At 64.0% G+C, this 22137-nt stretch carries 17 protein-coding genes and 1 CRISPR repeat array; of the genes, 11 read left to right on the top strand and 6 right to left on the bottom strand.

Going from position 1 to position 22137, the window contains the following annotated elements; all coding sequences use genetic code 11:
- Nucleotides 1–220 precede the first annotated feature (220 nt).
- Together AAGD32_13030 and AAGD32_13025 are read left to right on the top strand one after the other, a co-directional pair.
- On the top strand, nt 221–922 hold the full coding sequence (locus AAGD32_13030; GenBank protein MEM8875167.1) for a ParA family protein: 702 nt from the start codon (nt 221–223) through the stop codon (nt 920–922).
- Nucleotides 888–1349 (top strand): hypothetical protein, encoded by a 462-nt coding sequence (locus AAGD32_13025; protein ID MEM8875166.1) that lies wholly within the window; start codon nt 888–890, stop codon nt 1347–1349. Before AAGD32_13030 ends, AAGD32_13025 begins: the two co-directional genes overlap by 35 nt.
- 78 nt (nt 1350–1427) lie before the next feature.
- Here the strand turns inward: AAGD32_13025 and AAGD32_13020 are convergent, their stop codons facing one another.
- Complete coding sequence (locus AAGD32_13020; protein MEM8875165.1) at nt 1428–3200, bottom strand: hypothetical protein; 1773 nt, start codon at nt 3198–3200, stop codon at nt 1428–1430.
- Nucleotides 3201–3237: 37 nt separating this feature from the next.
- Nucleotides 3238–3444, bottom strand: coding sequence for a ribbon-helix-helix protein, CopG family (locus AAGD32_13015; protein MEM8875164.1), 207 nt, complete (start codon nt 3442–3444; stop codon nt 3238–3240).
- A gap of 179 nt (nt 3445–3623) precedes the next feature.
- On the opposite strand from AAGD32_13015, the gene AAGD32_13010 reads away from it, so the two are divergent.
- Genes AAGD32_13010 through AAGD32_12995 form a run of 4 tightly spaced genes read left to right on the top strand, consistent with a single transcriptional unit; the run spans nt 3624 to nt 8063 of the window.
- Nucleotides 3624–4556: a formylglycine-generating enzyme family protein gene (locus AAGD32_13010; protein MEM8875163.1), complete on the top strand. Its 933-nt coding sequence runs from the start codon at nt 3624–3626 to the stop codon at nt 4554–4556.
- A 38-nt stretch (nt 4557–4594) separates the two neighbouring features.
- Complete coding sequence (locus AAGD32_13005; GenBank protein ID MEM8875162.1) at nt 4595–5617, top strand: Fe(3+) ABC transporter substrate-binding protein; 1023 nt, start codon at nt 4595–4597, stop codon at nt 5615–5617.
- A 35-nt stretch (nt 5618–5652) separates the two neighbouring features.
- On the top strand, nt 5653–7248 hold the full coding sequence (locus tag AAGD32_13000) for an iron ABC transporter permease (protein MEM8875161.1): 1596 nt from the start codon (nt 5653–5655) through the stop codon (nt 7246–7248).
- A complete protein-coding gene (locus AAGD32_12995) occupies nt 7245–8063 on the top strand; it encodes an ABC transporter ATP-binding protein (protein MEM8875160.1) in 819 nt (272 codons plus the stop codon). The genes AAGD32_13000 and AAGD32_12995 overlap by 4 nt, the downstream gene beginning before the upstream one ends.
- Before the next feature lie 13 nt (nt 8064–8076).
- Here AAGD32_12995 and AAGD32_12990 read toward each other — a convergent pair whose 3' ends face one another.
- The 4 genes from AAGD32_12990 to AAGD32_12975 form a co-directional block, all read right to left on the bottom strand.
- A complete protein-coding gene (locus AAGD32_12990; protein ID MEM8875159.1) occupies nt 8077–9135 on the bottom strand; it encodes a Gfo/Idh/MocA family oxidoreductase in 1059 nt (352 codons plus the stop codon).
- 290 nt (nt 9136–9425) lie between these two features.
- Nucleotides 9426–10661, bottom strand: a complete 1236-nt coding sequence (locus AAGD32_12985; GenBank protein ID MEM8875158.1) for a response regulator — start codon at nt 10659–10661, stop codon at nt 9426–9428.
- Entirely contained in the window at nt 10658–13336 is a 2679-nt protein-coding gene (locus AAGD32_12980) for an ATP-binding protein (GenBank protein MEM8875157.1), read from the bottom strand. Before AAGD32_12980 ends, AAGD32_12985 begins: the two co-directional genes overlap by 4 nt.
- Entirely contained in the window at nt 13333–14757 is a 1425-nt protein-coding gene (locus tag AAGD32_12975) for a class I SAM-dependent methyltransferase (protein MEM8875156.1), read from the bottom strand. Before AAGD32_12975 ends, AAGD32_12980 begins: the two co-directional genes overlap by 4 nt.
- 123 nt (nt 14758–14880) lie before the next feature.
- Between AAGD32_12975 and AAGD32_12970 the strand changes: the two genes are divergently transcribed.
- The 5 genes from AAGD32_12970 to cas2 all read left to right on the top strand — a co-directional run bounded on the left by AAGD32_12970 (nt 14881) and on the right by cas2 (nt 20699).
- The gene (locus tag AAGD32_12970; protein MEM8875155.1) at nt 14881–15753 is read left to right on the top strand and encodes a hypothetical protein; all 873 of its coding nucleotides are present in this window, start codon (nt 14881–14883) and stop codon (nt 15751–15753) included.
- Nucleotides 15754–15755: 2 nt separating this feature from the next.
- A complete protein-coding gene (locus AAGD32_12965; protein MEM8875154.1) occupies nt 15756–16166 on the top strand; it encodes a LuxR C-terminal-related transcriptional regulator in 411 nt (136 codons plus the stop codon).
- 159 nt (nt 16167–16325) lie between these two features.
- Complete coding sequence (gene cas9 / locus AAGD32_12960) at nt 16326–19460, top strand: type II CRISPR RNA-guided endonuclease Cas9 (GenBank protein ID MEM8875153.1); 3135 nt, start codon at nt 16326–16328, stop codon at nt 19458–19460.
- Nucleotides 19447–20346 carry a type II CRISPR-associated endonuclease Cas1 gene (gene cas1, locus AAGD32_12955; GenBank protein ID MEM8875152.1) on the top strand — a complete coding sequence of 300 codons (900 nt, stop codon included), beginning with the start codon at nt 19447–19449 and terminating at the stop codon, nt 20344–20346. The genes cas9 and cas1 overlap by 14 nt, the downstream gene beginning before the upstream one ends.
- The gene (cas2, locus tag AAGD32_12950; GenBank protein ID MEM8875151.1) at nt 20262–20699 is read left to right on the top strand and encodes a CRISPR-associated endonuclease Cas2; all 438 of its coding nucleotides are present in this window, start codon (nt 20262–20264) and stop codon (nt 20697–20699) included. Before cas1 ends, cas2 begins: the two co-directional genes overlap by 85 nt.
- Before the next feature lie 50 nt (nt 20700–20749).
- A CRISPR array of direct repeats spans nt 20750–22103; the repeat unit is 36 nt; unit sequence AGTGTATCCAAGCCACCGTTCCGGCCCGACCACGGC.
- Nucleotides 22104–22137: the final 34 nt, after the last annotated feature.

Raw genomic sequence — 22137 nt, 5'->3', positions numbered from 1 at the left:
CATGATTCTCGGCCGCCCGTCATGACAACATGACATCAGGGCGTCCGGACGGTCGTCATGATGTCATGCCGTTCGATCTTTCGATGTGGCAGTGTGTCGACTTCAACGGCGACAGGTCCAATTTCCGACGGCTCGTTGCCTCGACAGGGCGCAAAACCTGCGCGTCGCCAACGACAGAATCATTCACGTCGAAGCGGCGGGCCGGTCGATGCACTTCACCATGCTCATCACCTTCGCCAGTGAAAAGGGCGGTGTGGGAAAGACCACCACGGCGGTACACGCCGCGGCGTACCTGGCCGACCTCGGCCACGACGTCGCCTTCTTCGCGGGCGACGGCCGACGCTCGACCATCGAGTGGCTCGAAGCCGCCCGCCCCGACATCCCGCACTTGGCCACGACCGACCTCGACTACGCCACCGAGGTCGTCGACAAGATGAACGAGGCCGGCATCACGATGGTCGCCGACGCGCCGCCCGGGCTCGGGCCGATCCCGCTGTTGCTGCTGTCGCGCAGCGCCCGCGTGATCGTGCCGACCGCGCCGGGGTTGCTCGACCTGGCCGAGACGCACCGCACCTTTGCCGCGTTCTGCAAAGCACTCGGCCCCGACCAGCAGCACCGCGCCGGCGACTTCATCGCGTTCGTCAACCGCTTCGAGAAGGGCAACCGCAACCACGAAGAAACCGCCGGCGTGCTGGCCCACTGGGGCGTGCGGACGGCCAAGACGCACGTCTGCTACCGCCGGCCGGTCAACAACGCGCCGATGCTGCGGGCGACGGTGTTCGACGCGACCGACCGCTTCGGCAAGGAAGCCGCCGCGGAGCTGCGCGAGCTGTTTACCGAGACGTTTCCCAAAGAACTGACCCGACCTGTCACCCACGAGACCACCGATGACCACGACCAACAGCAAAAACAAGCGGCCTAGCCTCGGCGATCTGACCGGCCAGACACCCCCGTCGGCATCGCTGGCGCGCGACACGCTCGCCCAGCTGGAGAAGCTCTCCAACAAGCCGGCCGACGTCGAGATCCCAACACCGGTGATCCGCCAGACGCCCAAGGAGAAGCCCGAACCCGAGCCCAAGCCGCGCAAGAAGAGCGGTGGGGCGGCGGCGAAGAAGTGGACCGACGCCGACCTGCGCCGCGCGCTGCTCGAAGACGCGGAAGTCGAGGCGGTGTGGGTGAAGTTCGCCACGCAGGTGAAGGTCGAAACCCGCGAACGCCTCAACGCCTTCGTGCTCCACGGCAAACGCAAACGGTTCAACTCGACGCGCATCCAGGATGTGGTCGACGAAGCGCTAAGCCGCTACCTCGACGAGCAAGGCTTCGGCAACCCCGACCGTGCTGCGGCATAGGTTCTGTCATCCCGAGCGCAGCCGAGGAATCTAGATCCGAAAACCAAGCGGCTTCGCGTAGCCAACCGGTGTTCGTTGCTAGATCCCTCGGCTGCGCTCGGGATGACAATCGTTGGATGAACCTGATTCGTCCCACACCCAGAACCTCGGCATCTCCTCGAACCACACGGCCAAGGCGTCGAGGCGGGCTTCGTCGGTGTCGAACTGTTCGAGCAAACGCCGCTGCAACCGGCGGTCGGGGAAGGTCTCGGCCAAGGCGGCGCGCTTCTCAGCGCGGTCCGCTTCGAAATCGGCGTAGCGCTTCGGCGAGGTCTGTCGAAGGTGGTTTTCCTGCTCGGCGAGAAACGCCAAGTACGCCGGCCGGCGGTGGGCTTCGTGCAGCTCACGTCGGCGTTGTTCCGCGGCGGTGTTTTGCTTGCGGCGAACAGTGAGCTGACCTTGGTCCCGCACGAACGCATCGCCGTGAGCACGGATCGCCGCGGCGATGCTCGTCGGTGTCCGATCGACCCGGCCACGCACGAAGCGGCCGAAGTCCCGACCCGCCTCGGCTCCGACCGCCGTAACCAGCTTCGCCGCCGCACGCGTGTCCGCACTGCTCGGCTCTGCGACGGGCGCGCCGTCGTTGGCCGCCAGCCCGGCGTAGGCCAGGCGGGCGAACTCAATCGCGTCGGCGTCGGTGGGGAAGGGCGACGATGGTGCGGGCCAGTCCTCCTCAATCGCGCGGCGGAGCATGCCCGCGGGGTTGCGCGCCGGTGAGCGTGACCGCAGCCACTCGACCTGCCGCATGACCGCTTCGACGCCGGCGCGTTCGACGAGGTTGGCCGCGGTCCGTTTGCCGATCCCAACACCTTCCAACAACGCCGCCGCAACCGCCGCTTTGGATTGCTGTGTTTTCTGTTTTGTTTTCGCTGTCTTTGTTGTACTTCCCTTGTTGGACCGCGCGTCCGCTTCCCGTTCTGAACCGGTGCCGCTGACCTTTGTGGACCGGGCTCGCTTCCCTTTCTGAACCGGCGAGATCGCTTCCCTTTCTGAACCGGTCGGCTCGAACCACCGCACGGCGTAGACGGCGGCCTCGGAATTGGCGGGGGTGTCGGGGTCGAAGTGGCCGGCGCGGACGCGGGTGATGTAGCCGGCGTCGAGGGCGTGTTGCAGGGCTGCGGCGATGTGGCGTGGCCCGCCGACGCCGCCGAGGTCGCGCAGCTTCGTGTATGACAGCGCGGCGTTGGTTCGCCGCCCGCCGTAACGGTCCTGGAAACCGACCGTGTGCCGCAGCACGCAACCGACGACCTTGCAGACCGCGGCGGTTTCGCTTCGGAGCACGTGGTCGAAGAACTGGTTGGGCAGGGGCGTGAGCCGACCGACGCCGGCGAAGAAGCCGCGGAAGTCGTCGAGGTCTTTGGCGTAGTTCGCGTCGGGGCGTTCGTCCCAGTGCAGTTCGAACATCGACCGTTGTGCTTTGCGCCCGGCAACGCTCGGCTTGCCGGCGCGGACCTTGCGGATGAACCCGAACTCTTCCGCCTCGGCGAGCGCTTTGCCGAGACTCCCGCGACTGACGTTCGCGCCCCGGATGAAGTCGGTGTAGCTGACGGTGACTTGCTCACGCAGCAGCGACCCGTCGCTGGCGCGAAAGCCGAGGATCTGGCGAATCATGAACCCGACGATCCGCACGCAGCTGCGTGAGCAACGCGGCAGGCACAGGTCGAGAAACTGGTTGGGGACCATGACGAAGTTGGCGTCGAGCCGATCGAAGCCGGGGAATACTTGCGGAGCAGAAGTGTTGGTCCCGCGCGCGCCGGTGGCCGCTTGGTTGGCGGCGATCGGTCGTTCGTGCTGGGCATCCCTGCGGCGCATCGGTTTGTCGGCGGGTTCCTACGTCATGGGTCTTAGCTCAACGACTCGACAGCACACCCAGCACCGCGACCTCGTCGGCACGCTGGTCCCGGTCGCGCTGCAAACCACGCAAGAGCTTGTTGATCACCAGCGACCGGCTCACGCCTTCCTTGTCGGCCAGGCGGTCGACGAACGCCACGACCTCCCGGTCGAGGGTCGCGGAGATGTTCAGTTTCGATTTCGGAGAGGGGCGTCTCTGCGGCATCCGTGCGGCTCCTTGGGCTTCCTGCTATTTCAAGCTAACTTGTAGCACAGTGTAGCAGGAAATGCCAGATGTTGGGCACGCTATGTCCGCTGGACCGATATGGAGGGGTATCGGTCGGGCACATACGGCGGATGTAGACGATCTGGCGTGGCGGCGACGGACGGCACTTATACTGCCGCGTGCCTCTCGCAACGCTGATCTGGCTCGTCTGTCTTGCGCCGACCACCGCACCCGCAGTGCCGGATGGCATGGTCTACGTTCCGGGTGGAACGGTCTCGATCGGCGACGACACGACACTGCCGGAAGAAGCCCCACGGCATTCGGTCGAGGTGTCACCGCTGTTCTTCGACGTTCACGAGGTGACCAACAATCAGTACGCCGAGTTTGTGGAGGCGACGGGATATGTGACGGTTGCCGAGCGCGTACCGGACCCGGCGGATTTTCCCGGTGCCGATCCGGCGTTGCTCGTACCGGGCAGCGTGGTTTTCACGCCACCGCCGGCGGGAACCAATCCGCAGACGTGGCGGCAATGGTGGTCGTGGGTGCCGGGCGCGAACTGGAAACAACCCGAAGGCCCTGGCAGCGATCTGGCGGGGCGGGGCGATCATCCGGCGGTGCATGTCGCGTTCGAGGACGCGCAGGCGTATGCCGAGTGGGCGGGCAAGCGGCTACCGACCGAAGCCGAGTGGGAAGCCGCAGCGCGTGGTGGACTTGTTGGGAAGCGTTACGCTTGGGGTGATGAGCAACGGCCCGGCGGCCAAGTGCTGGCCAATCATTGGCAGGGCGTGTTCCCGATGGAGAACCTCAACGCCGACGGCTTTGTCGGCCTCGCACCAGTCGGGCGGTTCCCGGCCAACGGTTACGGCCTGCACGACATGGCCGGCAACGCCTGGGAGTGGACCGCCTCCCCGTGGACCCGTGACCATCGCCCCGGCTCGCCGGACGACCCGGGCGCGATGACGCTCAAGGGCGGCAGCTTCCTGTGCGCGGACAACTACTGCTACCGCTATCGGCCCGCCGGCCGGACACGCGGCGAAGTCGACACCGGCAGCAGCCACGTCAGCTTTCGTTGCGTGATTGATGCCGGCGTTGGGGTAGGCACGGGCGAGTGAGATTTAGTCTCAAGGTGCCTACGCTCATGGCCATACCCATGAAACACGCCATCAACCAAATGCTGGCCACGTTCGCGTTGGCCGTAGGTGTTGCCGTTCCGGCTTTCGCTGATGAGGTCGTGAATGTCTACTCGTCACGTCACTACGACACCGACGACGCGTTGTACGACGCTTTCGAGGAAGCGACCGGCATCACGGTCAACATCATTGAGGGTGACGCCGACGCGTTGCTCACGCGGATCGCGCAGGAGGGCGAACTCTCGCCGGCCGACGTGTTCATCGCCGTCGACGCCGGGCGATTGCAGTTGGCCGTCGACAAGGATGTGCTGGCGTCGACCGAGTCGGACGTCCTCGACGAACGTATTCCCGATAACCTTCGCCACCCCGATGGCCTCTGGTTCGGGTTGAGCAAGCGTGTGCGGGTGATTTTTCTGTCTCCCGATGTGCCGAATGACTTCGTCACGACTTACGCCGAGCTGGCGGATCCCAAGGTTGACGGAGGCTTGCTGATCCGGTCGAGCGGCAATGTCTACAACCAATCGCTCGTGGCTTCAATCATTGCTAACGACGGCGTCGATGCGGCACAAGCATGGGCCGAGGGCATTGTCGAAAATCTCGCCCGTACACCCCAAGGCGGTGACACCGATCAGCTCCGTGCGCTGGCTGCCGGCGAAGGGGAGATTGCGGTGGCCAATCATTATTATTTCGCCCGGCTCCTCGGCAGCGATGACGCGAGCAATCGCGCCGTGGCCGAGAAGCTCACGCTCGTGTTCCCCAACCAAGACGGTCGTGGTGCCCATGTGAACATTTCCGGGGCGGGCATTCTCAAGAACGCCCCGAACCGCGAGAACGCGATCAAGCTGCTCGAGTTCCTCACCACGGTCGAAGCCCAAGAGCTCTACGCGGTCGCCAACTACGAGTATCCGGTCGTCAGCGGCGTCGAGCTCAGCGACATTCTCAAATCGTTCGGCGAGTTCGAGGAAGACGAGCTCAACGCCTCCGAGCTCGGCGAGAACAACCGGGCCGCCGTGAAGGTCATGGACCGGGCCGGCTGGCGGTGAAGCGACGGTGGCACGGTTGGGCCCTGGCGTGCGTGGTGATCTCGCTGATCGTCGCGCTGCCGGTCTTGTCCGTGTTGCTAAGTTTGTTCGCCGGGTTCGACGAGAACTGGTCGCACTTGGTCGAGACGCGTCTGTCGAGTTACCTGTGGCAGACGTTTGTCCTCGCAGTCGGGGTCGGCATCATCGCGCTGGTCACGGGTACGGCGACAGCGTGGCTGGTGACCATGTGTGCGTTCCCCGGGCGGGCGGTGTTGCGGTGGGCGCTGCTGTTGCCGCTGGCTGTGCCGGGTTACCTCGCGGCCTACGCCTACACCGACTTGCTTCAGTTTGCCGGCCCCGTGCAGACCGGGTTGCGTGAGACGTTCGACTGGGGCCGCCGCGACTACTGGTTTCCGCCGATCCGCTCGGTCGGCGGGGCGATCATGATCCTCGGGTTTACGCTCTACCCGTATGTCTACCTTGCCGCGCGCACGGCGTTCGCCGAGCAGTCGGGGGTCGCGCTGGAAGTCGGCCGAACGTTGGGGCGCGGGCCGTGGCGCAGTTTCTTCCGTGTCGCACTGCCATTGGCACGGCCGAGCATCGTCGCCGGGCTCACGCTGGTAGTCATGGAAACGCTCGCGGACTTCGGCGTTGCCGACTATTGCGCCGTCGACACCTTCGCGACCGGCGTGTACCGAACCTGGAAAGGGCTCGAATCGCCGACGACCGCGCAGCAGCTTTCGTCGGTCCTGCTCGGCTTCGTGGCGTTGCTCGTGATGCTCGAACTACTCGCACGGCGGCGGGCGAAGTTCCACCAGATCACGCACCGGCAAACGCACCTGCGGCCGTACCGGCTTGGTCTGGTGCGTGGACTCGGCGCGCTGGCCGTGTGCCTGACGCCGGTCGTGATCGGGTTCGGCTTGCCTGCAGGGATGTTCGTCCACATGGCCGCGACGACCGGCGACAACCGGGCCTGGGAAGTGCTCACCGACCACGCGCCCAACACGTTGCTACTTGCCGTCATCGCCAGCCTCATCGCGGTGGTGCTTGCGTTGCTCGTGGTGTACGGCCGTCGCCTCCAGCAGGGTCCGGTCACGGCCGTGTCCAAGCGGCTGGCGGGGTTCGGTTACGCGGTGCCGGGCACGGTCATCGCGGTGGGTTTGCTCGTGCCGCTGGGCTGGCTGGACCAGCGGTTCAACGACTTGACGCGCTGGCTCTTCGGCAGCACACCGGGCCTCATCCTCACCGGCAGCATCGCCGCGGTCGTGATCGGCTATCAGGTGCGGTTCCTCGGCGTTGCGATCGCGCTCATCGACGGCGGACTTGGGCGGGTGCGACGTGGGATGGACGACGCGGCCCGCGCGCTCGGTGCCGGCGGCTGGCGGTTACTCGTCCGCGTTCACCTGCCGATGCTCCGTGCATCGCTAGCAGCGGCGTTGTTGTTGGTGTTCGTGGACGTCGCCAAGGAACTCCCGGCCACGCTGATGCTCCGCCCGTTCAACTTCGAAACGCTGGCCGTGCGGGTGTATCAACTTGCCAGCGACGAGCGATTGGAAGAGGCGTCTTTCGGGGCGCTGGCGATCATCGCGACGGGGCTGGTGCCGGTGATCGTGCTATCGTTGTTGCTCGACCGTCGTCGGAGTGCCACATGACGCAAACGCAGACGATTTCGCTGACCGTTGGCGGCCGGGTGCCCCGGCGTGAGCCGGCCGAAGGGGAGGGCGTGCGGGTCGAAGCCGTCAGCCACCGTTATGGCCGTGGGCCGATGGTCGTGCGCGACGTGTCGCTGCACTTGCAGCCGGGCCTGGTGCACTGCCTGCTCGGCGACTCGGGTTGCGGCAAGACGACGCTGCTCCGCCTGATCGCGGGGCTGGAGAAGCCGACGCGGGGGACCATCGCGATCAACGGCTCGTCGGTCGATGACGCACGGGTGCATGTCTCGCCGGAGCGTCGGCCGGTCGGTTTCGTCTTTCAGGATTACGCGCTGTTCCCGCACTTGAGCGTGCGTCGGAACGTGATGTTCGGCATGACCGAGCGCCGCCGCTATCGCAAGGCGGCGGCCGACGAACTCATCGGCCGCGTTGGCATGACCGGCTTCGAAAACGCCATGCCCCACACGCTTTCGGGTGGCCAGCAACAACGAATCGCCATCGCCCGCGCGCTGGCCCGCAATCCGAAGGTCATGCTGCTCGACGAACCGTTCAGCGGCCTCGACGCGAACCTTCGCGAGACGCTCCGCACGCAGACCCTCGCCGTTCTGCGCGACGCGGGTGTTGCGGTGCTGATGGTCACGCACGACCCCCGCGAGGCTTTGGTCTCGGCCGACACGGTGAGCGTCATGCGTAACGGCCAAATCGCGGTTACCGGGCACCCTGATGACGTGTGCATCTGCGCGACCGACCACAACGGTCACAGCGTCATCCGCTTGTGCAGCGAGGCCGAACTTGCTGATTGCGCCGCGACCTGACGAGTGACGCCGGTCACATCTCGACCGGACGCCCCAACTCGGCGCTGCGATACACGGCTTCGACCAGTTGCACCGCGCGGCGTGCTTCGGGAGCGCCGGTCCGGAGCGGCTCGTTGCCACGGACGGCTTCGACGAAGTGCTCGAAGTTCTGACGGTGCATGTCCGGGTCAATCGCGCCCGGGTCGGCCGCGCCCAATCCGGCGGCACCGTCGGCCATCAACTCGGCCCGAATGCGATCGTCCTCGTCGGTGGGCTGGGCAAACTCCCAATGACGCAGGCGGTCGTCGGCGAGAAACGCGCCGCCCCGCGTTCCGCAAAGGTGTACCTCGCAGGGATGCCCGCGCGAGCCCCATGCCGCTGTGGTCGCTTCGATCGTGCCGAGCGCGCCGTTCTCGAACTCAAGGGACGCGGTCGCCACGTCCTCGACCTCGATGCGCTCATGCCCGACGCGACCGGTCAGCGCGGTGACTTTCCGAACGGGACCGGCGAAGTGCAGCAGTTGGTCGATGGTGTGGATCGCCTGATTGATCAGCGCACCGCCGCCATCGAGCGCGCGGGTGCCGCGCCAGGTCGCGTCGTCGTAGTACGCCTGGGTCCGCCACCACTTCACGTACGCGCTGCACAGGGTCAGCTTGCCGAAGCGCCCCGCGGCAAGGGCTGCCTCGATCGCCCGGATCGCGGGGTGAAATCGTCGGTTCAGTACCGCACCCAGCACCACGCCAGCTCGGTCGCATGCGTCGACGATCCGGTCGATGCGGGCGGTGGTGATCTCCATCGGCTTTTCGACGAGCACGTGCTTACCGGCGACGGCGGCGCGGGCAGCGAGGTCTCCGTGTGTGCCGCTGGGCGTGCCGATGACGACGATGTCGATCGCGTCGTCGGCAAGCAGGGCATCGACGTTCGCATAGGCTTTGCCGCCGTGCTTATCGACGAGGGCGGACGCTCTCTCGGCGGTGCGACAGGCGACACCGGCAAACTCGCCGTTACGCATGGCGTTGATCGCCTGCGCGTGAAAGTGTCCGACCATGCCCGCGCCGATGATCCCGAGCCTCACGTCGCGCCGCCTTTCCAAGCCATGCTTCGCTTGCCGAGCGTTGAAACCCGAGCAATCCCGGAAGCGGACCGTTCTTCACCCCGATGCACGGGCACACCGAGCGCTTCGCTGACGGGAGAGCGGTTCATCAACACCAGCACGATGACTGTCGACCTCGCCATCGTCAAACACGCCGCGACCAACCGCTGCGGAACCCTTCGCGCGTCGCTCGGCAGCGATGATGTGCGCAGAAAAGTAGCCCGCCGAGCAGGGGGTGGGCTCGACGGGCCGTTGGGGACATTGGCAAGATACCCCTGTTTAGGTGTAAGTCAAGTCAGCAGCGATTCGTAGCGGAGCAGGACGCGGTCGAGGATCTCGTGGGTCTCGGGCTGGGCCTGGGGTTGGTCGGCGACGGGCAGGAGTATCTCGAAGCCGGGGCCATCGGGGGCGGCTTGGTGAACGTTGAGTTGGCCGGCGTGGTGATGAGCGACGAAGAACGCCGAGAGCAGGTCGAGCTGGCGGTCCAGCCGGTCGTCAGGCTGGCCGGGGAAGGGGTTGAACATCTCGGCGACCTGCGTGTCGGTCCAGGCCGCGCCTTCCACGGCAATGTGAATGCGAACGTGGGGACGCTCACGGTGCTCGACCGACCGCACCGCGACGGCGAGTCGCGCGTTGGGGCCGGCGAGATCGGCCGCGGTCTCGGCCAGTCGCCGGACGGTGCTGCCCAGCAACTGCTCGTCGGCGTGAAGTCGCGGCAGCTCTTGGTCTGTGTCGATGGTGATCTGATCCCCAGTGACCCGCAGCGCCGGCGGTTGGGTCAGCACCGACTCGACCAGATGGCCGATGACGACCTCGTTGGAGAACTCGTAGCTCGGCTTGGCAACGGTGTCGCTGACACGCTGGATGAGGGTGAGGATCTGCTCGGTCTCGTCGCGGGCCAGTTGCCAGATGTCGCCCCAGAAGTCGGCCTGCTGTTCGAGCAGTTCGGGTTCGAGGTTGCGTACCTGGAGCGGGGCCTGGTCAATGAACTCCTTGAGCGCGCACATGGAGTTGCGAATGCGATTGCCCAGCCCCGCGGCGAGGAAGGTGAAGTTCCGCACGCGGTCGGCGATCATCAGCCGTTGCAGCACGCCGATCTTCTCCCGGAGGAGTTGGTCCCGTTCACGTTGAAGCGCGGCAAACTCCAGAGCACGAACGATGGTGCCGCGCAGATCCTTGAGGTTCCACGGCTTGACCACGTACTTGTAGATCGCCCCGCTGTTGACCGCGTCGATCGCGCTGTCGAGGTCGGAGTAGGCGGTGGTGAGGATGCGGATGATCCGCGGGTGGTCACGGCGGAGTTGGTTGAGCAGGTCGACGCCGGTCTTGCTCGGCATGCGTTGATCGGTCATAACTAGCCCGATCGACTCGCCGTGCTCGGCGACCAGCTCGAGGGCTTCGTCGACGCCCGGCGCGGTCAGGACGCGGAACTCCTTGCCGAAGCTTTTCTCGAAATACTTCAGGGACTGTGTCTCGTCATCGACGACGAGGATGGCCAACTCGGAGATGGGGGAGTGGGTGGTCATGGGTTTACCGCCTGGGGGGAATACTGCTCGGGTTCAGGCTTCTGGTCGTCGTAATCGGCGAAGGATGTGGTGTGTACTGGTTCGGCAGCGGCGGGCACGTCGAACCGCACGCAAAAGCTGGTATCGGTCTTCTCGAAAGTCAATGCCCCATCCCAGCCGTTGATGATCGTGTGGCACACGCTCAAGCCGAGCCCCGTGCCCTCGCCGACGTCCTTAGTTGTGTAGAACGGCTCGACCACGCGATCGCGGATTTCCTCGGGAATGCCCGGTCCGGGGTCATGCACTTCCACCACGACCCGATCGTCGGACTGAACGGCGACAACCCGGATCACCGGATCCACACCGTCGGGAACGGCGGCGGCGGCGTTGACCATGAGATTGTTGAGCACCTGCGTCAAGTGGCTGCGCGGGGCACGAACGTGCAGGTCGCCGCCTTCGATCGAAATACGGGCGGCACCGACCATCGCGGCACACATCCGCCGCGCGAGTCGGAAGGCCTCGCCGATGGCAAAGTCTTCGGTCTGTAGGTTGGTCGACGGATATGCAAAGGCACGCAGGTCGGAAGTGATCGACTCGATTTGCTTGAGCCCGTCATGAAGGTCGCGGATCGTTTCGCCGAGGTCGGAGTCGTCCTCGACCGAAGCCCGCGCGTGTTCGATGGCCATGTTCATGTAGTTGACCGGGTTGTTGACCTCGTGGAGCAGCCCGGCCGCGAGCTTGCCCAGGGCGTTCATCTTCGCGCTTTGGATCAGTTGCTGCTCTTTCTCCTGAAGCTCGACGAGCGTTTCGCTGAGTTGCTGATTACTCCGGGCAAGTTCGCGTTCGAGCTTGCCGCGGTCGATCAGGTTCGCCACGCGTGTCCGCACCTCGGCGGCGTTGAACGGCTTGGTGAGAAAGTCGTCGACGCCCTCGGCAAGCAGTTCGAGCTTCACCTCCGGGTTGGCGTCCGCGGTGAGCAGCACCACCTTCGGCATCAGCGGCGGACGGTCCTCGATGAGCCGACGCACCACCTGTCGGCCGTCGAGCTTGGGCATCATCAGGTCCAACAGGACCAGCATTGGCGACCCGGTCTGGATGAGTGCCAGCGCCGCCTCGCCGTCGGCCGCTTCGACGACCTGGCACGACGGGCGCAGCAAGTCGGTGAGGTACCGTCGCATGTCCGGTTCGTCGTCGACGACAAGCACCAGCGGCCGGTCGTCGCCTTGCTGGGTGTCATCGGGAGAGGCCGACGCGTGTGTCGTGGGAACCAGCCCGCCGTTGAGCGGGTCATCGACCGAGGCGGACCGGACTGGTGCCGTCGCGACCGGCTCGGTGCCGGCCGGGGCGAGCGGAAGCCGCACGTGCATCGTCGTGCCGCGGCCATGTTCGCTGTTGGCCCAGATCGAACCGCCGTGGCTTTCGACCAGGTCCTTGGTCAGCGCCAACCCGATGCCAAGGCCCTGATGTTCGCGGGTGGAGGAACTGTCGACTTGGTGGAATCGTTCGAAAACTTGTCCGAGATCGGCCTCGGGAATGCCGCAACCTGTGTCGGCCACCCGTAGTTCGACGTGGTAGTCCTCGACCGACCAGTCGACCGAAACGGATCCGCCGATGGGCGTGAACTTGATCGCGTTGGACAAGAGGTTGAGCACGACACGCTCGAACCGGGCCGGGTCGATCTCCACCACGGCACCTTCGTCCCCGGCGACGTTCAGCTGCAGCCCGTGTTGCTTTGCCGATAGTCGCATCGCGTCGACCGACCCACGGACGAACCGGCCCAGGTCGATCGGTTCGATATTGAGCTCCAGCTTCGTTCGGTCCAGCCGGATCACGTCGAGCAGGTCGTTGATCAGTCGAAGCAAACGGACGGCATTGTTGCGGATGAGCGTGAGGGTGCCGCGCTCGACGGGCACGTTGTTGCGCTTACAGGTGAGCAGGTCGTCAACGGGCGTGAGGATGAGCGTGAGTGGCAGGCGAAACTCGTGGCTGACGTTGGCGAAAAAATCGTTCTTGAGCTTGTCGAGCTCGCTGAGTTGGCGGTAGCTCTCGGCGATGCGCTCGTTGGCATCGGCGAGGTTGGTGTTGGCCCGGGCGACCTCGGAACGCAGCGCGTGGTCGGTCTGTCGTCGCCTGAAGTGACTCGCGGCAGAGACGACACAGATCAGACTCGTCACGCTCAGGAAGTACAAGTTCGAAAACAGCTGAGCGAAGGTCGGCATTGTCGACATCGGCGTGAGCCAATGCACCAAGCAACCGACGAGGTAAATCCCCAACGTCGCCGCGCAGACGGTGAATGCTTCGACCCACCGGTAGGGCATGAGCACGCAGGCGACGATGATCACGAGGATCAGCCCGGCGTAGTAGGGCGATCCCGCGCCTTCGGTGACGGCGATCATGTACGTGATCGCGACCGCCGGCAGCAGCGGCCAGACCAGCCCGATCCAACCGACGTGCCGCGTGGCACGATCGCCACGCAAAAGCAGGAACAACGGCAGCACCAGCACGTCGCACCCCAGCCGAGCGATGACGAAAAAGTGCAGCAACTCTGCCGGATAAACGAAGTAGTCCAGCAACAACCCCAGCGGCATGCAGAGCAGCACCAGCCAACAGCCGATGCGCGCCTGACGCACCGCGAAGTTCCGCTGCTCCTCGTCGAACGGGAGGACGGTGTCGATGGTGGCCGGCGTGGCGGTCATGCGTTGCCCCCGTCCGCGGGTCGCCGCGTTTCGAGGAAGACGTTCACGCCGGTGTTGTCGCACATGACCCGCGACTCGCCTTCCTTGGGCGCGACCTTGAGCATCTGCTTCTCGTCGCGGTAGATCAGGTTCCACTCCAACACGTGCTCGAGGAAGAAGCGCACGTCGTTATTGGGGTGGACGTTGGTCGAGATGACCAACCCGCCGGGGTTGCACCACGTGTAGAAGAGCCGCAGGAGGCGGTTGCAGATCTTGTCGTTGAGATAGTCGAACAGGCCGGCGCAGTAGACGACGTCGTAAGTCTGCGCGTCGCCGTCGGACTCGCCCAGCGCACCCCGGGCGGCTTCGCGGAGGATGTCATTCACCGAACGGTGGATGTACTCCACGCTCGGCCGACGCCCGGCGAGTTCGCACTCCTTCGAAACCGCACCGCGGGTGTACGCCAACGTCTGCTCGTTGAAATCGAGCAGGTGAAACTCCACCTGGTCCGCGAGCGGCTCTTCGCGGACGAACCGTTGCAGCTCGCCGGCCGGGCCGCAGCCGACGTTGAGCACACGCATCCGGCGTGGCTGTTCGACGAACCGTTTGACCTCCGACTTGAGCGTCGCGTTGAGGTAGTCGACACGGTTGCGGTGGGCCTGGGCGCCTTTGGACCGCAGGATCGCGGCGTTGATGACTTGGGCATAGGTGTTTCGGCCCTCCCACGGCTCGGCGAGGATCATGTTCACCATCTCGTAGTCACCGGCGTAACCCAGCGGCTTGGTGAACGTGCGGTGGATGAAGGGCGAGACCAGCGTGTACGGGTGCAGCTGACGCCGGGCGTAGTTCTTGTGCGCCACGGCCGCCGTCGGCTCGACCTGCGCGGCGGCCTCTTCAAAGCGAGTCATCAGCGTGCCGAGCCGATCGTCGAGCGACTGGCCGATCTCCTGGGACAACTCTTGCGTGCGCAGTTCCGTCTTCGATTCCCGCTCGCCGGCGGGCAGCTGCAGCACCTCGACCTGTTCCAACCAGCGCGAAAGCTCCGCGAGAAACGCGGTCATTTGGCCGACCACGACCTGGTAATCCGGCAGCACCGCATGTGTCCGATCAAAGTCCTCTACGAACTGTGCCACCTCGTCGCGCAGCTCATCGCCGCGGGTCAGTCCCACCAGATCCTGCCACGGGTCCACGAGCGTCGCCGAGACGATCGCCATCACGCCGGTCGGGACGATGTTGCTCACGACCGCGCGGCCTTCGTACACCGGACGTTCGCCACGCAGGATGCGCAGACTCGATAGCACCTCGCTCAGCTGCACGACCGAGTAAGGGTTGTAGACCTCGAACACCACCGTCGCCCTGGCAACGCTGACCAGCGTCCCTCGACCGGTTTCGCCCTGGCTGTTGCTGAAGGTGATGGTGCTGTCGAAAGAACGCTGGGGCATCGAGCGAACAGTTGTCGCTGCAACACTTCACGGCGTCAACCTACCTAAACGGGCAGTCGCCGTGTGCCGTCCACCGGAAAGCACCACTGGACGCAAGTGGCTGTGTGTGCGATCTTCATGCCCATGGGGACATCCACCTCAGCCACTCTTGTTCGGCAGGCAATCGGTCACGAGGTACGCGCCGCCGTTCTCGATCAGGTTCGGCGCGAGTTCGGACCCAAAGCCTCGGATTGGCTCGCGTTTGATGCCGAGTTCACCGGCGAAGTGCTTCGGCCGAACGCGCCGGCCGAGACGGGGACCGTGGATCTGGGGGCGTTACTCAACGACGTGACGGCACTGGTCGAAGGCCGACGACGGCTTGGCTTTCGGCTCGAAGTCGATGAGCCGATCAGCGCGCCAAAGGCCAAGGGCCATCGGGACAAACTGCTGTTATGCCTGTGCATGTTGCTCACCGCCGCGTTGCGGCACGAATCAGTGACGGCCTCGACCACGGTGGCTATCTGGGCCGATGGGGACCACACAGGAGCGACCGTCGGGCTGACCACGCCGCGACTGGATGACAGAGCTTTCGACCTTGCTCGGGAAATCGCCATCGCTGGCGGTGCGACCCTCGGACGGACGGCCTTGGAAGATCGCGACGTGATCGCGCTGAACCTCGGCGCTGTGCATCAATCCAAGGACGTTGCAAATGAGTCGCGAGTCGGTAACCTTCGGATAGGGTCGATGGTTCACCACCCGCATCTTCAGCGGGTCATACGAACATTCTGCCGGTCGGTCCGTGACATCTCGGAGGCGGGCCATCTCTCGGGCCCTTGGGATCTGCTCATCACTGACAACCCCGATCAGTGCTTCGAGCGTTGCGACGTTCCAGTCTTGGTGGTTGGGGCTTCAAAATCCGCGTCGGCACTTTCGGGAACTCCCACCGCGTGGTTGCCGACGCCATTTTCCCGCACCGAACTCATCCTGCATCTGGAACACCTGTACGCACAAACGTAGCCATGCTTGAGACCAACGACAGCCAACCAATCCCAGGCGACTTCGTTCGGGATTTTGTCGACAAGCACAGCACGGGACTCAGCGACCGAGTGTTCGAAGTGTTGCCCTACTTCCTCTCGGGCCTGTCTGATCGCGACATCGCCAAAGCCGTCAATCGAAGCCCGCACACGGTTCACGCCTACGCCAAGACAATTTTCCGCGCCTTCGACGTCAACTCCCGCTCTCAACTCCTCGCCGTTGCCATCCGACATCTGCTCGAAGCACAACAAATCGCCGAATCAGAAGGTGGCTCGAAGAGCGCGTTGGCATCGAACGGCCGAGACCAAACGGTGACGCCGACCGTCGCCTCGTCCGGCGACAAAGCACGGCAGTTGACGGTGGAAAAGGGCAACAAAAAACGCCTCCATTGCTAGAGGCGTTCATAGGGTAGCCTGCGGCCGAACCCTGCGCGAAATGGTTTGATCCATTGATCACTTACCGTGATAGGGACCGGAACCGTCGCTTGGATACACTTACAGTAGATTAATCGGGATCTTGTGTAATGCAAGGCCTTCGTTAGCCTTTGACGGATCATGGGGACGCCATATCTGCTTGGATTGGATTTAGGAGTCGCTTCCATCGGTTGGGTGTTGCTGGACCTCGACGACGGTGGTAGACCGTGCGGTGTCAGGCGGGTCGGCTCGCATTTGTTTGAGAGCGGCAGTGGTTCGGCCGCCGAGTTCGAAGCGGGGCGTGACGAGCCGCCGGCCAAGCCGCGTCGGGATGCCCGGCAACTTCGCAAGATCATTTGGCGCCGCGCTAGACGCAAACGCTCGCTCCTTCGACGGCTGCAGCGGGCTGGCCTCATGCCCCAGGGCGACGTCTCGACGCCGATGGCGATCGACACGTTCATGAAAGCCCTTGATGCCGAACTTGTCGAGAGGTGGAACGAAGACGCGACGCACCGTGAGCATCAAGTGTTGCCATACAGGATCCGTGCCGCAGGACTCGATCGAGACTTGCGACCGTTCGAGTTTGGCCGAGTGCTCTATCACTTGGCACAAAGGCGGGGATTCAAGTCGAATCGTAAAGCGGCGGAGAAGCCGGACGAAAAAAGCGTCGTCAAGCAAGGCATCAGCGAACTGACCGAGGCCATGCGGGCTGCCAATGCGCGGACGCTCGGCGAATACTTGGCAAGCGTCGATCCCACGGTAGACAGGATCCGCCGTCGGTGGACCAGCCGTGCGATGTACGAGAACGAGTTCGACCAACTTTGGCGGCGGCAGACATCGCACCTGAACCTGACCGACGAACATCGTTCGGAAGTCCGAGATGCGATCTTCCATCAGCGACCGCTCAAGTCATCGGACCATCTCATCGGTCGATGCCGACACCTCCCGAACCACAAGCGGGCACCGATCAGCTGTCGTGACGCGCAGCGGTTTCGCTTATTGCAGAAGGTCAACGATCTGCAACTCGTCAGTCCCATGTTGGACAAACAGCCACTCGATGAGAAGCAGCGCGCGACGATCCTTGACCATCTCGCTTGTGGTGAGGGGAAGAAACGCAAAGGCATCGAAGTCACCCACGCGGTCGTTTCCATGGCGACGCTCCGCAAGGCGATCAACGCGCCGAAGGGTTTCAAGTTCAACTTCGAAACCGACGGCGAGAAATCGCTGCCGGGCCACAAGACCGACATCCGCCTCGCCGGAGTAATCCCGGGCTACTCCGACTGGCCCGAATCCAAGAAGACCGCGCTCGTCGACGAGCTGCTCGGACAGGCCGAGGACGACGACCTGCGTGTTCGCCTGCGGGAAGGTTACGGCCTGAACGGCGAGACCATCGCTGCCGTCATGGACGTGGCTCTTGAAGATGAGTATGCGATGCTCTCCCGCGAGGCACTGCGTCGCTTGCTCCCGCGGATGGAGCAGGGCGATCCCTACATGACCGTTGCCCGAAATGTCTTCCCGGATGAGTTCGAGCCGGCCGATCCGCTCGACACGCTGCCGGCGGTGAAGGAACACGAACCAGACCTGCGCAACCCGACAGTCGTGCGTGGTCTGACGGAGTTGCGCAAGCTCGTCAACCTTATCATCAAGCGTTACGGCAAGCCGTCCCGTATCCATGTCGAGCTTCTACGCGATCTGAAAAAGTCGCGGGAAGCGCGGTCGAAAACCAGCCGCCTCATCCAGACGCGCCGCAGAGAACGCGAGAAGGCCGCCGAGCGGATCATCGCCGAAACAAACCTCTCACGCGCAAGCCAGCGAGACGTTGAGAAATGGCTCTTGGCCGAGGAGTGTCGCTGGCAGTGCCCATTCACCGGGCAAGGCATCAGCCCTCACACGCTCTTTGTCGAATCGGAGTTCGAGATCGAGCACATCTGGCCCTACGCACGCAGCCTCGATGACTCGTTCATCAACAAAACCCTTGCCCATCGCGATGCGAATCGCGCCAAAGGCAACTGCCTGCCGGCCGAGGTCTTCGGCGACGAACGGATGGAAGAAATCATCGGGCGTGTCAGCTCGTTTGCCGGTGATCTACGCGACGTCAAGCTCCAGAGATTCAAGGCGACCGAGATTCCCGAAGGGTTCACCGAGCGCCAGCTCCGTGATAGTTCCTACTTGGCAAAGGCGGCCGCCAACTACCTCGCACTGCTCTATGGCGGGATCGACGACGCCGACGGAACCAAGCGCGTGCAGACCCGCACCGGCGGACTCACCGCGCAGCTCCGTCGTCTCTGGGAACTCAACGGAATTCTCGGGGACGGCAACTCCAAACAACGCGACGACCACCGGCATCATGCGATCGACGCCGCCATCGTCGCGGCGGCCGATACGCGAATAACCCAGGAGATGATGCGTGTCGCGTCCGAGCAGATTTCGTTCGGCCAGAGTCGGCTCAGGGACCTGCCCCCGCCATGGCCAACGTTTGGTCGAGAATTGGCCGAGGCCATTGACCAGGTCATCGTTTCGCACCGCCAAAGCCGACGCGTCAGCGGTAAGCTTCACGCCGAGTCGAACTATTCCCGGGCCAAGATCATCGATGGCCAACCCGACAAACGGACGATCCGTAAGCCCGTCGAGCGGTTGACCGTCAAGGAAGTCGACCGGATCGTCGACCCGAGGATTCGAGCGGCGGTCACGTCGGCATTGGAAGCCAGCGCGGCCAGTTCCCCCGACAAGGCATTTGCCGAAGAAAACTACCCGACATGGCAAGGCCGCCTGGTCAAACGCGTGACCATCATCGTCAAGGCCAAGCCCTTCGACGTCGGCAAACAGAAGCATCGCCGTCGGCACGTCGACTCGACGCCGGGAAGCAATCACCACGTCCGCATCATCGCCACGCTCGCGCCAGACGGAAGTGATAAGAAGTGGCGCGATGAGATCGTCACCCGAATGGACGTGCACGAACGCAAAAGCGCAGGCATGTTGGGACTGGATACGAAAGTCGGTGAAGACGAGCGATTTGTTTTCTCCCTCGCGGCAAACGAGTACGTCGAGTTGGACGTGCTCGGAAGCGACGGCGTGTCCATCGGTAGGATGATTTGCCGCGTCCTGTCCGTATCACCCGGCGACTTCGAGTTCGTCCGCCACACGGATGCACGAACCGCGCAGGATCGCAAGGCGAACAAGGAAAGACTACGCGGCGGGGCAAACTGGCTCATGAAGCGCAACGCACGCAAGGTTTTCGTGAACTATCTGGGAGAAGTAAAGGATGCCGGCGGCTGACCGAGTGCTCGACCTTTCCACCACACCGGCCTTTGTGTCGGTGAGGAACGAGCAACTCGTCATTCGTCCAAAGGAAGGACCGGAAACCTCTCTGCCATTGGCCGAAGTGGCGATGGTCGTGCTCGGCGGAAGGCATGCGACGCTCACTCAGCCCGTTCTCGCCGGCTTGGCCGAAGTCAATGCCGGCGTTGTGATCGGCGGTGACAACCACCAGCCCGTCGCCATGCTCCTGCCCACGCAGGCCAACACACTGGCAACGCAGCGCCTCCGGCAGCAGATCGCCATCACCGAGCCACGCCGCAAGCGGCTTTGGCAATCGGTCGTCGTCGCCAAGATCAAAGCACAAGCCCGTCTCCTCGCCGAACTCGACCTCGAGCACCAAGCCGTCCGTGCGCTCGCCGATCGCGTGAAGTCCGGCGACCCGAACAACGTCGAAGCCACGGCCGCCCAGCGATACTGGCCATTGCTCATGGGCCCGGCTTTCCGACGCCGTTTCGATCACCCGGGTGCGAACGGCCTGTTGAACTACGGCTATGCCGTCCTGCGTGCCGCCATGTCCCGAGCGATCTGTGCGGCTGGTCTGCATCCGGCACTCGGCATCCACCACCGCGGACGTGGTAACGCCTTCTGTCTCGCCGATGATCTCATGGAACCTTACCGGCCACTCGTCGATGGTGTCGCGCATGCCATCGTTGGTGCAGACGGCCCCGACACTTCCCTGGGCCCTCGGCAAAAGAAGCAGTTGATCGAGGGCGTTATGCAGCGACTCGAACATGACGCCGAATGGCGCGGCAGCGGTGAATGGTTCGCGAAAACTGCCGGCTCCATCCTCGACGATGGCAACACCCGGCGTCCGACGGTGTTTTATCCGCGAGGCATTTTGTGAGCCGCGCAAAGAACAAGGAACCGCCCACGAGCGGAAAGTATAGAGCCATGTGGTTGTACGCGATGTTCGATCTTCCAGTGAAGACTCAGGCCAAACGCCGGGCATACGCGCGGTTCCGCAAACTTCTTCTCAAGCAGGGCTTCTGCCAGTTGCAGTACTCGATCTATGCCAGGTACTATGCCAATGAAGAGGCGAGCGACACCGCCCGTGACCTGATTCGCCGACGTCTACCGAGTGAAGGACAGGTCCGACTCCTGGCCGTTACCGATCGGCAGTTCGGCAAGCAGCAGGTCTTCCACGGCAAAAAGCGAAGCGACCCCGAAGATGAGCCCGATCAGATCCTCCTTTTCTAGAACTCGAGAACGACACAACCGACTGCGATGCAGTCGGTTGTGTGCGGCCTAGTGTATCCAAGCCACCGTTCCGGCCCGACCACGGCGCGTGCTACGCCGTCGCGGTGGCGTCGTTTAGTGTATCCAAGCCACCGTTCCGGCCCGACCACGGCAACTCGAACGCGTCACCACCGCGCACCTCAAGTGTATCCAAGCCACCGTTCCGGCCCGACCACGGCGGGCAATGGACGGCATGGCCCGAGCAAGCAGTGTATCCAAGCCACCGTTCCGGCCCGACCACGGCCGTACCAACCGAAGGGGTTGTTCCCACGATAGTGTATCCAAGCCACCGTTCCGGCCCGACCACGGCTGTTCGAGGTGGCGATGCGGCATCTCATCAAGTGTATCCAAGCCACCGTTCCGGCCCGACCACGGCGCAAGAGGTACGGCCGTCGCGGTACGAACTAGTGTATCCAAGCCACCGTTCCGGCCCGACCACGGCGCCGTGTCATTGACACCGCCGCCGCCGCCGAGTGTATCCAAGCCACCGTTCCGGCCCGACCACGGCCCGTGGCAGTTCGGGGCGCTCGTGTTCTGGATTGTATCCAAGCCACCGTTCCGGCCCGACCACGGCTCAGATAACGCGCCGAAACGACCCGCAGCAAGTGTATCCAAGCCACCGTTCCGGCCCGACCACGGCATCGTCATCGACGAGGCCGACTACTACTGGAGTGTATCCAAGCCACCGGTCCGGCCCGACCACGGCCAGTCATGGCATCTCAATACAAAGACATCAAGTGTATCCAAGCCACCGTTCCGGCCCGACCACGGCTTTGATAGAGCGTATTACGCATTGCGTGAAAGTGTATCCAAGCCACCGTTCCGGCCCGACCACGGCGCCTTGATGGTCTCGGGGTCGCCGGCCTTGAGTGTATCCAAGCCACCGTTCCGGCCCGACCACGGCCCTACCGGTGCCATCATCGTCATCGACGAGAGTGTATCCAAGCCACCGTTCCGGCCCGACCACGGCGCTGGATGAACGCACCTGCCGAGCGGGTCAAGTGTATCCAAGCCACCGTTCCGGCCCGACCACGGCTACGACTGGCCCCGGGTCGTATCACCGGAAAGTGTATCCAAGCCACCGTTCCGGCCCGACCACGGCCCGTACAGGTCGGTACGGCCGAGTTCGTGAAGTGTATCCAAGCGACCGTTCCGGCCCGACCACGGCAGCTGAGGCACGGCGGAGGGGTGAGGTTGAAGTGTATCCAAGCGACCGTTCCGGCCCGACCACGGCATAAACTCGGCGTCACCACCGCCCGTCCGAGTGTATCCAAGCGACCGTTCCGGCCCGACCACGGCACGCCGCCACAGAACACCGCTTCACCATTGAGTGTATCCAAGCGACCGTTCCGGCCCGACCACGGCCGTACATCGAGGGACCGAAGGGCTGCGGAAGTGT

It is taken from the genome of Planctomycetota bacterium, assembly GCA_039182125.1.
GTDB lineage: Bacteria > Planctomycetota > Phycisphaerae > Tepidisphaerales > Tepidisphaeraceae > JBCDCH01.
Note: the sequence above shows the minus strand (reverse complement) of the source record. Positions and strands in the feature narration are given on the sequence as shown.